General features: G+C 60.7%; 13 protein-coding genes and 1 pseudogene. 8 read left to right on the top strand and 6 right to left on the bottom strand.

Going from position 1 to position 13,059, the window contains the following annotated elements:
* Positions 1–127: 127 nt before the first annotated feature.
* From EGO55_RS10515 to istB, 6 genes and pseudogenes are all read left to right on the top strand, one after another.
* Positions 128–910, top strand: a complete 783-nt coding sequence (locus EGO55_RS10515) for a DUF2189 domain-containing protein (RefSeq protein ID WP_021691687.1) — start codon at positions 128–130, stop codon at positions 908–910.
* 4 nt (positions 911–914) lie between these two features.
* On the top strand, positions 915–3,113 hold the full coding sequence (locus tag EGO55_RS10510; RefSeq protein WP_040717425.1) for a cation-translocating P-type ATPase: 2,199 nt from the start codon (positions 915–917) through the stop codon (positions 3,111–3,113).
* The gene (gene ccoS / locus EGO55_RS10505) at positions 3,110–3,259 is read left to right on the top strand and encodes a cbb3-type cytochrome oxidase assembly protein CcoS (RefSeq protein WP_021691689.1); all 150 of its coding nucleotides are present in this window, start codon (positions 3,110–3,112) and stop codon (positions 3,257–3,259) included. Before EGO55_RS10510 ends, ccoS begins: the two co-directional genes overlap by 4 nt.
* Positions 3,260–3,300: 41 nt before the next feature.
* A complete protein-coding gene (locus EGO55_RS10500) occupies positions 3,301–3,582 on the top strand; it encodes an NnrS family protein (protein WP_021691690.1) in 282 nt (93 codons plus the stop codon).
* Between the two features lie 158 nt (positions 3,583–3,740).
* Positions 3,741–4,241, top strand: a complete 501-nt coding sequence (locus tag EGO55_RS10495) for a hypothetical protein (protein WP_021691691.1) — start codon at positions 3,741–3,743, stop codon at positions 4,239–4,241.
* A gap of 7 nt (positions 4,242–4,248) precedes the next feature.
* Positions 4,249–5,054: pseudogene (gene istB, locus EGO55_RS10490) on the top strand (IS21-like element helper ATPase IstB).
* 319 nt (positions 5,055–5,373) lie between these two features.
* On the opposite strand, the gene EGO55_RS10485 reads toward istB, so the two are convergent.
* The 3 genes from EGO55_RS10485 to EGO55_RS10475 form a co-directional block, all read right to left on the bottom strand.
* A complete protein-coding gene (locus tag EGO55_RS10485) occupies positions 5,374–5,622 on the bottom strand; it encodes a hypothetical protein (protein WP_021691694.1) in 249 nt (82 codons plus the stop codon).
* Positions 5,623–5,659: 37 nt separating this feature from the next.
* Complete coding sequence (metB, locus tag EGO55_RS10480) at positions 5,660–6,832, bottom strand: cystathionine gamma-synthase (protein WP_021691695.1); 1,173 nt, start codon at positions 6,830–6,832, stop codon at positions 5,660–5,662.
* Positions 6,833–7,256: 424 nt separating this feature from the next.
* On the bottom strand, positions 7,257–7,652 hold the full coding sequence (locus tag EGO55_RS10475) for a MarR family winged helix-turn-helix transcriptional regulator (protein WP_021691696.1): 396 nt from the start codon (positions 7,650–7,652) through the stop codon (positions 7,257–7,259).
* A 94-nt stretch (positions 7,653–7,746) separates the two neighbouring features.
* On the opposite strand from EGO55_RS10475, the gene EGO55_RS10470 reads away from it, so the two are divergent.
* The gene (locus EGO55_RS10470) at positions 7,747–9,531 is read left to right on the top strand and encodes a chloride channel protein (protein ID WP_021691697.1); all 1,785 of its coding nucleotides are present in this window, start codon (positions 7,747–7,749) and stop codon (positions 9,529–9,531) included.
* A 130-nt stretch (positions 9,532–9,661) separates the two neighbouring features.
* The gene (locus tag EGO55_RS10465) at positions 9,662–10,051 is read left to right on the top strand and encodes a response regulator (protein ID WP_021691698.1); all 390 of its coding nucleotides are present in this window, start codon (positions 9,662–9,664) and stop codon (positions 10,049–10,051) included.
* 195 nt (positions 10,052–10,246) lie between these two features.
* On the opposite strand, the gene EGO55_RS10460 is transcribed toward EGO55_RS10465, so the two are convergent.
* The 3 genes from EGO55_RS10460 to EGO55_RS10450 all read right to left on the bottom strand — a co-directional run bounded on the left by EGO55_RS10460 (position 10,247) and on the right by EGO55_RS10450 (position 12,727).
* Entirely contained in the window at positions 10,247–10,564 is a 318-nt protein-coding gene (locus tag EGO55_RS10460) for a hypothetical protein (RefSeq protein ID WP_021691699.1), read from the bottom strand.
* 98 nt (positions 10,565–10,662) lie between these two features.
* Positions 10,663–11,100: a DUF934 domain-containing protein gene (locus tag EGO55_RS10455; RefSeq protein WP_021691700.1), complete on the bottom strand. Its 438-nt coding sequence runs from the start codon at positions 11,098–11,100 to the stop codon at positions 10,663–10,665.
* Complete coding sequence (locus tag EGO55_RS10450) at positions 11,093–12,727, bottom strand: nitrite/sulfite reductase (protein WP_021691701.1); 1,635 nt, start codon at positions 12,725–12,727, stop codon at positions 11,093–11,095. The genes EGO55_RS10455 and EGO55_RS10450 overlap by 8 nt, the downstream gene beginning before the upstream one ends.
* Between the last annotated feature and the right edge of the window lie 332 nt (positions 12,728–13,059).

Below are 13,059 nucleotides of genomic sequence, written 5' to 3'. Positions count from 1 at the left end.
TCTGGTGTATATTGCATCGACGTCACAGCCAGAATGCGTTGCGCATAGGATGGGTGACGCAGCGCAGAACGGTCCGAGAACCTTTGGCGCCGCCAAATCGTCGTGCTGAGATAATCGGGAGAAGATGATGGCCACCATCCCACCTGTCGTTCCGCCGCTCTCGACCGAACAGCCCTATGCACGCGATCTCGCGCCGGGAGCACCGTTCGCGTGGTTGCGCGAGGGCTGGCGCGATCTGGCCACCAACCCGGGGCCCAGTCTGCTCTATGGCATCTTCGTCTTCCTGATCTCGGTCGGCATCGTTGCCGGGCTGATCTGGTCCGCGCTCGACTATGCCCTGTTCCCGGCCATCGCTGGCTTTCTGGTCTTCGCCCCGGCACTGGCGATCGGTCTCTACGAGAAAAGCCGGGCACTCGAGCAAGGCGAGTCGGTATCGCTGCGACACATGCTGCTGCCTCATGCGCGCGCCGGCGAGCAGGTCCTGTTCACTGGCGCGCTTCTGTGCGGCGTCATGCTGCTCTGGATGCGCGCGGCGGTGATCGTCTACGCCCTGTTCTTCGGCGTCCGGCCATTTCCCGGCCTTGATCACATCGCGCCGATGCTGTTCACCTCATCGACGGGGATCGCGATGCTCGCCGTGGGAACGCTGGTTGGCGGCCTGTTCGCTGCATTCTCCTTCGCGAGCTCGGCCTTCTCCATTCCGATGATGCTCGACAAGCGGGTCGACGCGCTGACCGCGATGGGCACGAGCTGGGGTTTGGTCTGGAACAACCTACAGGTCATGCTGATCTGGGGCGCCCTCGTGCTCGCCCTGTTCCTGCTATCGGTGGCGACCGGCTTTGTCGGTCTCATCATCGTCTTCCCGTGGCTCGGCCATGCCACCTGGCACGCCTATCGCGCGGTTCGGTGACGCCGTGACTGGAGTGTCTGCCCTCACCCGGTTGTCGGCCGATGAACTCCTCCTCGCAAGCCGGGAGATCGATGCCGGCCTGCGGCAAACCGATCTGTCGGTTCCGGGCATTAGCTGCGGTGGGTGCATCCACAAGATCGAGGAGGCGCTGGGGAAGCTTCCAGGCGTCACGCGCGCGCGCGTCAACCTTTCGACCAAGCGGGTCGCGGTGGACTGGCGCGAGACCGAAGGGCCGCCCCCGCTCGGCGAAGCGCTTACCGGGCTCGGCTATGACGGGTTTCTTTACGAGGCGCGCGAGGACGCGAAGGACCCGCAGCTCGTTCGACTGATCCGGGCACTCGCGGTTGCAGGCTTCGCCTCGCTGAACATCATGGGGCTTTCGATTTCGGTGTGGTCGGGCGCCGCCGACGAGATCCGGAATCTGTTCCACTGGCTGTCCGCGGCGATTGCGTTACCGACGCTCGCTTATTCAGGAAGGGTGTTCTTCAAATCGGCATGGCAGGCACTGCGCCATGGGCAGACCAACATGGACGTGCCGATCTCGATCGGCGTGCTGCTCGCCTTTGCCATGAGCCTCTACGACACGATCCTGAGGCAACCCCATGCCTATTTCGACGCGGCCGTTTCGCTGCTCTTCTTCCTGCTCATCGGCCGGACTCTCGACCATGTGATGCGCGAGAAGGCGCGATCGGCGGTGAAAGGGCTCGGCCGCCTAGCCGCTTACGGGGCGACCGTTGTCACCCCTAACGGCAGGCGAACCTATCTGTCGACGGAGGAGCTCGAACCGGGCATGACAATCCTCCTTCGGGCCGGTGACCGTATCCCCGTCGATGCGATCGTGCTTCATGGCCGATCCGACATCGATGCGTCGCTGGCGACAGGCGAGAGCGTGCCGGAACCTGTTGCCCCTGGCGCTGCCTTACGCGCCGGAACACTCAACCTGACAGGCCCACTCACAATCCACGCCACCGCTGCATCGAAGGACAGCTTTCTCGCCGAGATGATGCGGCTCATGGAGGCGGCGGAGGGCGGGCGAGCCCATTTTCGCCGTGTGGCGGACCGCGCGGCGCGCCTTTACGCGCCCGTGGTCCACAGCGCCGCGTTCCTGAGCTTCCTCGGCTGGATGCTCGCGACGGGCGATTGGCATCACGCGGCGACCATCGCGGTGGCGGTGCTGATCATCACATGCCCCTGTGCCCTGGGGCTGGCTGTTCCCATGGTCCAGGTGGTGGCTGCGCGCGCGCTGTTCGAGCATGGCATCATGGTGAAGGATGGTTCGGCGATGGAACGTCTGGTCGAGATCGATACGGTAATATTCGACAAGACGGGAACGCTGACCCTTGGGCATCCGGGGCTTCGCCGAGACATTACGGTCGATGAAGCCCCTCTCGCCATCGCGGCGCGGATCGGCTCTCACTCCCATCATCCCTACGCAAAGGCGCTTGCCGCAGCCGTCCTCCCTGCCGACATTGCGTTCGATACCGTCGCCGAACATGCCGGGCTGGGGCTTGAAGCCCGGATCGGCAAGGACGTCTGGCGGTTGGGACGCGGTGAATGGGCGCTCGACGAAGCTTTCGTCCAGAGCGGTACCGGCACCGTCCTGGCCTGTAACGGAAAGTTCGTGCAATCCTTCGCGTTCGAGGACGAGCTACGTGCAGGCGCAGTTGCGGCGATCCGCACACTTCGCGGCCACGGTTACGCCCTCGAGATCATGTCGGGCGATACGCCGGCCGCCGTGTTGCCCGTTGCCGAAGAACTGGGGATCGAGCGAGTCCAGGCACGCCTCCTTCCTCAAGAGAAAACCGCTCACCTGCAAGTGCTGGCCAAGACCGGGCACAAGGCCTTGATGGTCGGCGACGGCATGAACGATGCGCCCGCGCTGGTCGCCGCCCACGTTTCGATCACCCCCGGAAGCGCGGCCGATGTCGGTCGGCAGGCCGCCGATTTCGTTTTTCTGCGATCCGATCTCGAAAGCGTCCCCTTCACAATTAGTATCGCGCGAAAGGCGGACCGGTTGATCCGCCAGAATTTCGCCTTTGCGGCGCTCTACAATGTCGTCGCGGTGCCGGCAGCCACCGGCGGCTATGTCACGCCGCTGGCCGCGGCCCTGGCGATGTCAGGATCATCGATCCTCGTCGTCGCCAATGCCCTGCGCCTCAGCCCCCGCTGGGCACGCCGGGAACAATCGGAAGGCGTCCTATGAACGTCCTTTGGTACTTGATCCCGATCTCGCTCGCTCTCGGCGCACTGGGCCTCGGCCTCTTTTTCTGGGCGCTCAAGAGCGGGCAATATGAAGATGTAGCCGGCGCGGCGGAGCGGATCCTGAACGATGAGGACCGGCCCCTTTGATCGCGGCTTACGGATAGCAACGCAAAGGAGGCGCACGAGCCATGCTATCGCCGCTAAACGTCGCCAACCTCGGTCAGGCACCCCATCGGCTGATGTTCTTCGTCGGCGGGCTCAACCTCTTAGCTGCGATGGCCTGGTGGGCGCTTTGGCTTATCTTGGCGCCGTGGGGCTTCCCGTCCATGCCGCAGCCGGAGCCCTATGCGGGGCGGCTTCATGCCTTCCTGATGCAATATCAGGTTTTGCCGAGCTTCTTCTTCGGCTTCCTGTTGACGGTGTTCTCCCGATGGATCCGCCAGCCGGATCTCGACCGGCGCACGGCCTAGCCAGTGGGTGCAGGACTGTTTGGTGGTCATTGTCCATCGTCAGAACATTGGCGCAGGTCGCTGCTTGGATTAGCGGAGTGCGGGCCTCGTCTGGTGAGAACACCGGTAATAAAAGGGGCCAATCCTGCTAGACCTCCGTTTTTGGGCGGGGGTGGAGGATGAAGAGAGCGGAACTTTACCAGAAGGTCCGCCGCGCCGTGATGATTGACGGCATGAGCCGGTGCGGTGCTGCGGCGTATTTTGGCATTAACCGCAAGGCGGTGGACAAGATGCTGATCTTTCCGGAGCCGCCGCAGCATGGGCGGTCTGGCAGGACCTACAGCGGCAAGCTGGCAGAGTTTACCGGGATCATCGACCGGATACTGACCGAGGATCGTACGGTGCATGCCAAGCAGCGCCATACGGGGGTGGGGATATTCGAGCGGCTACGCGATGAGCACGGTTTCACCGGCGGCATAACGATTGTCCGTGAGTATGTGACGAGCGCCAGGCGGCGCCGCCGCGACGTATTCATTCCGCTCAGTCACAAGCTAGGGCACGCGGTAGATGCGGATAGAACTGCAGATCAAGGCATGGAGAGCGCACCGATCCGCGCAGCTACATGGGCCTGCTGTCCCAGACCGGCGCCTCCACAAGCGGGGGAGCACCAGCATGACTAAGCCCCCAATGCCGCTGCCCGCCGTGGAGCAGACAGCTACCAGTGTGCCGCCAGCAGTGCTGCTGGCCAACCATCTCAAGGCACTGAAGCTGCCAACCTTCGTGCGCGAGTACAAGAAGGTCGCTTTTGAAGCCGCGCAGGACCAGGCCGATTATCCGCGCTATCTGCTGCCGCTATGCGAGCTTGAGCGGATCGATCGCGAACGCAGGATGGTCGAGCGCCGGATTCGCATGGCGAAGTTCCCGCACACCAAAAGCTTAGACACCTTCGATTTTGCCGCCCAGCCATCGCTCAACAAGGCGCTGGTACTGGAACTGGCGCGCGAGAATGGATCGAGCAGCGCCGCGATGTCATCGCGCTGTGGCCGAGCGATACGGGCAAGACCCACGCCGCCCTCGCACTGGGCCTTGCCGCCTGCCAGAAAGGGCTCAACGTGGCATTCACCACGGCGGCAGCGCTGGTGCATGACCTCATGGAAGCCAGGGACGAACGGCGCTTGCGCATACTTCAGAAGCACCTGGCTTCGGTAAAGCTGCTGATTCTTGATGAGCGGGGCTATGTGCCCTTCACCGCCGTCGGCGGTGAACTCTTGTTCGAAGTGCTCAGCCAACGCTATGAACGCGGCCGCACGCTGATCACCAGCAACCTGCCGTTCGATGAATGGACGTCGGTGTTCGGCTCCGAGCGCCTCACCGGCGCGCTTCTCGACAGGTTAACTCACCACGTCCACATCCTCGAGATGAATGGCGAAAGCTTCCGCCTCACCAGCAGTCGCAAACGCCACAAGGACAAGGAGGCCAGCAAGATGCCATAGTCAGAAACGGCTCAGCTGGGAAAATCGGCTTCCGCTCCGCTACAGCCGATTCCCCCCCCCGGCCGATTATGCCCAGCCTTAACCCGAGGCTTTTTGTTTGGACCAACTGGCCCGTTTTTAAACCGGTGGTTGGCCCCAATTTATATCGGCGTTGACACCTCCGGATGGTAGCGTCCGGCAATGTAACGAATAGCTGTTGATAGGCTTTCAAGATCCATCAGCTCATCATATTCACGCGGCATTGGACCGCTCCCGTATTTTCCCAAACCAGGCCATTCCGGTCGCAACGATCGCAACAGCGAGCGTCGATTCCGGCTGCTCATCGCGCTAGATTGAACAAGGTCAGCATACCGCCAATCGCGATGCCGAATACCATCAGCATGACGCCAGCGATCCGCAGAATATAAGTGAGCGGATCCTCATCCTCATTTCCCCCTCGCAAACGGCGCGCGGGCGATTTCGGGCGCCCGATAGCCCGCCTGAAGCTGACCTGCCGAAACGCCATGTTGAAGCCGAGCAAGGCGAGAACAAGTCCGAAAAAATCCACGATCCATACATAACCGGGCACATTTCTCTCCTGAAGTTTCCAGGTTTGCCGCGCGCGTTCATCCCGCGCATGCCGCCAATCTTTGTTCGAGCCCGGCGATCAGATCTTGTTCGGCTTCGAGGCCAATCGAAAGCCGCAACAGGCTATCGCTGATGCCCGCTCTTGAGCGCGCCTCCTCGCCCATATCGGCATGGGTCATGGTCGCCGGATGCGCGACCAGGCTCTCGATCCCACCCAGCGATTCCGCGAGCGTGAAATAGCCGTCCGCAGCGACAAACCGCCGAACCGCTTCCACCCCTCCTGCGAGTTCAAAGCTCAACATCGCCCCGAAACCGCGCTGCTGGCGTGAGGCGATCCGGTGGCCTGGATGGGCGGCGAGACCTGGATAGTGGACTTGGGACACCGCCGGATGGCGCTCAAGATATTGCGCGACAATCATCGCATTGCGCTGCTGCTGCTCCATCCGGGCAAATAGCGTGCGAAGGCCCCGTAAGGTTAGCCAGGCATCAAACGGCGCGCCTGTGCTCCCCACGACATTTGCCCAATTACGCAACTCATCGACCTGCACCGGATCAGCCGCGACAACTGCGCCGCCGATCACGTCGGAATGGCCGTTGAGATATTTGGTCGTGGAATGGATGACATAGTCCGCGCCCAACGCGATCGGTTGCTGGATAGCCGGTGAAAGAAACGTGTTATCAACGGCAACCGCAGCCCCCGCCGCGCGCGATTTTGCGGCAAGCTCTGCGATATCGACGACCCGCATCAAGGGATTGCTCGGCGTTTCGATAAGCACCAGTGCCGGCACGTCCTCTAGCGCGGCGGCAAAGGCGCTCTCGTCCCCCTGGTCAACGAACCGGACGACGCAATGCCCTCTGTTCGCGCGCGCCTTCAACAGGCGCATCGTACCGCCGTAGCAATCATGCGGTGCGAGGATAAGATCGCCCGGCCCCATTCTCCCTACGAGAAGATCGAGCGCGGCCATGCCGCTCGCCGTGATGACCGCGCCTGCGCCACCTTCCAGCTTCGCAAGTGCCTGCCCGAGAAGGTCTCGGGTGGGATTACCCGCCCGACCATAGTCATAGGAACGCGGTTGATCGTAGCCGGCAAACTCATAGGTACTCGAAAGATAAAGCGGCGGAGCGACAGCTCCAAAGGCCACATCGCTGGCAACGCCGTACGCGGCGGCGATAGTCTGAAGGCGAGATGCCTGATCTTTGGGTTCAGTCATTGAAGCAACGCCCCTCTGTTACTTGGCGTACGATGCCAGATCGGCCCAATGGCCTGTTTGCGGCCCAAATAATTTTGTAAGTGTCCGGCCTGACCGAACTTCGGAAAGACGCCGACTGCGGCAGGGGGACCCGCGAGCCGGCGTCTAACCTGGTGAAGTAGCCGCTAAACCAAGACGCCTGCGCCGCCGCCAGCGATGCGGCCATATCCTGCACCGATCGCCATACTCCGTCTGCGTTATGCACTTATCCTCGGTTTCTGGCTCCCTTCCCGCGCTCCGGCCTGCTTTCACAGGATCCTCTCCGGGCGCTGTTGTCGTGAAGCAACTTCACTCTGTAGATCGCGTTGTGCCGGTTAGAATGCCATAAGACAAGTGAATGTTATTTCTGTTTTAGTGCATAATAATTGCATTCAATTCTGCTTGCTCACCCCAATTGTTCAAAGATGCCGGTGAACACCGGCCGCAAGCGCTGGATTTCCTCGCGATGGACAGCCGACAGGGCGTCGAGCAAGGCATAAGCCTTGGGGGTAAGGCGTAGCAACGCCCGCCTGCGATCGGTAGCAGCCACCTCGCGCGTAATAAGCGCCAAGGCTTCGAGGCGATTGATCAGGCCCGTGGCGCTATGTGGCTTTAGTATCAGACGTTCGGCGACATGGCCGACGGTGGCTTCATCCGGCGGACAGCCCCGGATCGCGAGGAGAGCCTGGTGCTGTTGCGGCGTCAGCCCGACTTCGATGGCCTTTTCCTCGCTGAACGCCTGGAAGCGGCGAATGGCGTGGCGAAATGAGGCCAGCGCCACATAGTCGGCATCCCCCAGCAATTTATCCTTTTGCCTCAATTGATCCTCACTGATTGAATTACATCGCAATACGATATAATGGGCTCACACTACTTTTGAAGGATAATATCGATTCATGTCGCTGACACCCCCACGTTCCGTCGAAGGCCACCAACTCGCCGACCATAGTGTTGATCGCCGCATGGTCATGTTGGCGGCCATGGCCGTCGTGGTTGGAACGGGCGGCGCCTTCGGCGCATGGGTGCTGGTCAAACTCATCGAGATCGCCACCAATCTCTTCTGGTTTGGTCGCCTTTCTGCTGATCACTCGGTGATAACCGATGCATCGGTGGGCTGGCTAGTGGTGGTGATTCCTATCATCGGCAGCCTTATCGTGGGTCTGATGGCGCGTTTCGGATCGGACAAGATTCGCGGCCATGGCATTCCCGAGGCGATCGAAACGATCCTCTTCGGCGAGAGCCGACTGTCGCTCAAGGTCGCGCTGCTCAAACCCCTGTCCTCGGCGATCTCGATCGGCAGTGGCGGACCCTTCGGCGCGGAAGGACCGATCATCATGACGGGCGGGGCCATTGGTTCGCTGTTCGCCCAATGCTTCCATCTCAGCGCGGCCGAGCGCAAGACGCTCCTCGTGGCCGGTGCGGCAGCCGGCATGACCGCCATCTTCGGTACACCGCTCGCGGCGATCTTGCTGGCCGTCGAAGTGCTCCTGTTCGAGTGGAAACCGCGCAGCTTCGTCCCCGTCCTCGTTGCAGCACTTGTTTCCTTCGCCTGGCGTCCGCTTCTGCTCGGATCGGGACCGATGTTTCCAATGGCGGCGATGGCTCCACAGGAAAGCTGGGCCCTGCTCGCTTCCGGCGGGATCGGCCTCGTCGTCGGTCTTGAAGCCGCTCTACTATCGACATCCCTCTACGGTATCGAGGATCTCTTCCATCGCCTGCCATTCCACTGGATGTGGTGGCCAGCGATCGGTGCGGTGGTCGTTGGTCTGGGTGGTCTCATCGATGCACATGTGCTTGGCGCCGGTTATGCGAGCATCGAGGCTCTCCTCAATGGCTCGTTATCGCTCCGGGTCGTTGCTGCGCTCCTCGTCGTGAAGGCCGTCGTCTGGTTGGTCGCGCTGGGGTCGGGCACGTCTGGCGGCGTTCTTGCCCCGCTCCTCATTCTGGGCGGTGCCGCCGGCTTCCTGCTCGGGCAGTTCCTGCCCGGCGATCCGGGGTTCTGGGCCATGATCGGCATGGCGGGAATCATGAGCGGCGCGATGCGTGCGCCGATGACCGGCGCGATCTTCGCGGTCGAACTCACCGGGCACTTCAGCGCCATCCCGTGCACGATCGCTGCTGCGGGCGGCGCCTATGCCATCAGCGTGCTACTGATGCGGCGATCGATCCTCACCGAGAAAATCGCGCGGCGCGGCCGGCATATCCTCCAAGAGTATACGGTCGATCCCCTTGACCTCATCCAGGCGGCTCAGATCATGACGCGGGATCCGGCAACCCTACCGGGCATGATGACCGTGGAGGCCGCGGCATCCTTCTTCGCAACTAAAGCCGTGCATCGCAGCTATCCCGTGACCGACCCGCAAGGAAGATTGCTGGGTCTTGTCTCTCGCACCGATGCCCTGCGCTGGCAGGGCGATCGCGACGACGATCAAACACCGCTCATCGACGCCATCGCAGATGCAGCACAGCCCGTTGCCTATCCCGATACGCCCACCGGCGTCGTTGCCGATCTCATTGTCGAATCCGGCATCGGCCGCATTCCGATCATCGAACCCGAAACAAGACGCGTGCTCGGCATCCTTTCCCGTCAGGATCTGCTCAAGACCCGCAGCGCGAACCGCCATGCCGAACTTGGTCGCTCACGCCATCTCGGAACAAAACTCCAACCAAGCACGCAGTAGAACGGCCTAGGAGCGGTCAGTTACGACGTGCAAGGACGGGACCGGGGAACCAACCCTCACCTATTTTCGCTCGTATTGCGATACACACTCCTGCCGCGGCATGGGAAAAGGAGGAACGGGGGAACATCGCATGTCGGACGCCAAGGTGCTGCTGCTGGTCGAGGACGAGCCTCTGATCCTGTGGACGCTGCAGGAGATGCTAGAATTTTGCGGATATGTGGTCATCGCCGCGACCTGTGGGTTGGATGCCGTCACCATTCTCGATAGCCGCCATCCTGAAATCGCCGGAGTGGTCACCGATGTGAGGCTTGGGGTGGGTCCCAACGGATGGGAGGTATCGTGGCGCGCCCGAGAACTGCAACCGGATATTCCTGTGGTGTATGTATCAGGAGATAGCGCCGCAGAATGGCCGCTTTATGGTGTTCCCAAAAGTACCATGGTTCCCAAGCCATACGGAACGCCGCAAATGCTGACGGCGATCTCGTCCGTTCTTATAGGCGCGCCTATTCGTCCGCTATGAATCGAGGAGATGGCGCTTTCAATGCCGCTTCGATCAAACGACGCACCTTCCCTCGGCGTGCAACGTCCGAACCGCCTGCTGCGGCAGCTTCACGCCGGGCTCGTCGAACGAAATTGCGCATTTCAGCAAAGCTCGGCCGTCTATTCTGGCCTAGCACCGCGATGAGGGCAGGATAGATCCAGATCTGCGTTGCCATCAGTGCTTTCCTTTGGACAAGGCGGAGCGGCCTGGTTCGGTATCGCGCAATGATCCTCCGCCTCTTTCTTCCCGACCTACAAGACAGAGCAGGCCCGCTCCAACCAGAGCGAACACGGTGACCATCTTCACGAACTCACTGTGCCCCAACGCAGCCCACCAGGCGCCACCAACTATGACGAGCAGAAAAGCCGCCCCCCAGCGCGGATGATGAACACGAGTAGCTAGCCACCAAGTCAGATAGGACAGCAACACCGCCACCAGCAAGCTGCCTAACGTCAAGCCGACAGTCATGACCAGAATTTTCAATATCGGCATATACGCCTCCATCGACCTTCACTCAGCACATCCATAGAATATATCGCATTGCGATATAAAAGCAAGAGGTTTGCAGATATCCTCGCCAACGCAGCTCGTCAGGAAAGATGCTGAAGATGCCGCAGCCTCCAGATCGGTGCCCGTCCATCAATGGTTGATTGATAGACGTCAGGATAGCGGCACAGCGCCGCATCGAACGTGGACAGATCGAAGGGCTCGTCGGGCTCGAAGCTGTCGAAGCCACAACGCTGCATGAAGAATACGAGGTCAACGAGCACGTCACCGATCGCGCGGATTTCGCCTGTGTAGCCCGCCTCGCGCAATATGCTTGCACTGGAAAAACCACGCCCATCGCGAAACCGCGGAAAGTCTATCTCGACGAGGCGCACGCGGCCAAGTTCTGGTAACAAGGCGCGGACATCATCGCCCGCCTCGAGAAGCACCGAGGTTGCATCCTTCTGATTGAGAAACGCATCCAGGGACACCCCCGGTTCATCCGGTGCCGTATCGTCTCGGAAGCGTAGCGGGTCACCCATAAATAGCCTCCTTGAACGTGTCCATGCCAACGCGGCGAAAGCAATCGAGAAAGCGTTCACCTGGCTCGCGAATCTCACGATAGCGCTCGATCGTGCGCTCGACGGCATCGACGATCCCGGTTTCGTCGAAGCCCGGCCCCGTAATCTTGGCCTGCGAAACATCCTCGGCCCCGGACCCACCAAGCAGCAACTGGTAGTTCTCTGTGCCCTTACGATCGACACCAAGGATACCGATATGGGCCGCGTGGTGATGGCCGCAGGCGTTGATGCAGCCCGAAATCTTGATCTTGAGTTCGCCGAGGTCCAGCTGACGATCGAGATCGGCAAAGCGCTCCGCGATCTGTTGCGCGACGGGTATCGAACGCGCATTGGCCAGGCTGCAATAATCGAGCCCAGGACAGGCGATGATGTCCGTGACGAGGCCGAGATTGACGCTTGCCAGCCCCGCCGCATCGAGCGTCTGCCAGACCGCATAGAGGTCCTGCTTGCGCACATGGGGCAGCACGAGGTTCTGGACGTGCGTCGAGCGCAGGTCATCGAAGCTGTAGCGTTCGGCAAGGTCGGCCACGAGCTCCATCTGCTCGGCTGAAATGTCGCCAGTGATGCCCCCGTCGGGCTTGAGGCTGATATTGACGATGGCATAACCGGGCGCCTTATGTGCGGCGACCTGGCGATCGACCCATAGCGCGAAGTCGGGATCGGAGCGGTCGAGCTCCTCGAAAAGCCCGGTCTCGAATGGCGGCGGGTCAAAATGGGCGGCAATCCTGTCATACTCAGCCTGCGGAAAATCCCGGCCCAGCGTCAGGATATGCTCGAACTCCATCTCGACCTGACGACGGAACTCTTCTTCCCCCAGTTCATGGACAAGAATCTTCATCCGCTGCTTGTGGATGTTGTCGCGCCGCGCATGCCGGTTCCACACCCGCAGAATGGCCTGGATATAGGAAAAGATCTGGCCTGCCGGACAGAACTCCCTGATCGGGAAAGCGATAATCGGCGTGCGCCCCATACCACCGCCAGCATAGATCTCGAACCCCTGCTCACCGCTCTCGTTCTTGACGATGCGCAGCGCACAGTCGTGCCAGCGCAGCGCGGCACGGTCTTCTTGCGCTGCGATCACTGCGATCTTGAACTTGCGCGGCAGATAACTGAATTCTGGATGGAACGTCGTGGCCTGGCGGATCAGTTCGGCCCAGGGCCGCGGATCGCATATCTCGTCGGGAGCAGCTCCAGCATAATGATCCGCCGACAGGTTGCGGATGCTCTCGCCGCTCGTCTGGATGGCGTGCATTTCCACCGTCGCGAGCTCAGCGAGGATGTCGGGCGCCTCCGCCAGTTTGATCCAGTTATATTGGATGTTCTGCCGCGTCGTGAAATGACCGTAGCCTCGGTCATATTTGCGCGCGATATGCGCCAGCTTGCGCATTTGCCGCGAATTGAGCGTGCCATAAGGCACCGCTACGCGCAGCATATAAGCGTGCAGTTGCAGGTAGAGCCCATTCTTGAGCCGCAGAGGCTTGAACTGGTCTTCGCTGAGATGACCTTCGATCCGACGGCGTGTCTGGTCGCGAAACTCTTCGACCCGGGCATCGACCATGGCCTGATCATAATCGTCGTATTTGTACATATCAGCCTCTTACACCCAACGGAACTGCAGGATGGCATCATGGGCACTCATGCACAAAATGACTTTTAATGCGGCAATCCATCAAAATATTTGTTCGATAAGGTAAGATCCTTATAGAACAGCAACCACGGGCCGCTCTTTGCAAGCCGGCATTGAAGGAAACCCAAACCTTAATATGTCTGCGACATTTAGGTATAGTGTTGCGGATTGTTTCTCAGGAGTTCTGCGTGCGGCTGACACTTTACACGGATTATTCACTGCGGGTCTCGATTCACCTGGCCTGGACTTGTAACGGTTTTGCGCCGGTCACCTGAGCTATTAGAGCTCGCAAC

This window comes from Caenibius tardaugens NBRC 16725 (assembly GCF_003860345.1).
GTDB classification, from domain to species: Bacteria; Pseudomonadota; Alphaproteobacteria; order Sphingomonadales; family Sphingomonadaceae; genus Caenibius; species Caenibius tardaugens.
This window is presented reverse-complemented; position numbering and strand designations above follow the sequence as displayed.

What these genes read in the sequence shown, in the direction of transcription:
- EGO55_RS10515 (WP_021691687.1), top strand. Translation starts at nt 128, where the DNA reads ATGGCCACCATCCCACCTGTCGTTCCGCCGCTCTCGACCGAACAGCCC.
- EGO55_RS10450 (WP_021691701.1), bottom strand. Translation starts at nt 12,727, where the DNA reads ATGTACAAATACGACGATTATGATCAGGCCATGGTCGATGCCCGGGTC.
- EGO55_RS10500 (WP_021691690.1), top strand. Translation starts at nt 3,301, where the DNA reads ATGCTATCGCCGCTAAACGTCGCCAACCTCGGTCAGGCACCCCATCGG.
- EGO55_RS10465 (WP_021691698.1), top strand. Translation starts at nt 9,662, where the DNA reads ATGTCGGACGCCAAGGTGCTGCTGCTGGTCGAGGACGAGCCTCTGATC.
- EGO55_RS10455 (WP_021691700.1), bottom strand. Translation starts at nt 11,100, where the DNA reads ATGGGTGACCCGCTACGCTTCCGAGACGATACGGCACCGGATGAACCG.
- EGO55_RS10495 (WP_021691691.1), top strand. Translation starts at nt 3,741, where the DNA reads ATGAAGAGAGCGGAACTTTACCAGAAGGTCCGCCGCGCCGTGATGATT.
- EGO55_RS10460 (WP_021691699.1), bottom strand. Translation starts at nt 10,564, where the DNA reads ATGCCGATATTGAAAATTCTGGTCATGACTGTCGGCTTGACGTTAGGC.
- EGO55_RS10470 (WP_021691697.1), top strand. Translation starts at nt 7,747, where the DNA reads ATGTCGCTGACACCCCCACGTTCCGTCGAAGGCCACCAACTCGCCGAC.
- metB (WP_021691695.1), bottom strand. Translation starts at nt 6,832, where the DNA reads ATGACTGAACCCAAAGATCAGGCATCTCGCCTTCAGACTATCGCCGCC.
- ccoS (WP_021691689.1), top strand. Translation starts at nt 3,110, where the DNA reads ATGAACGTCCTTTGGTACTTGATCCCGATCTCGCTCGCTCTCGGCGCA.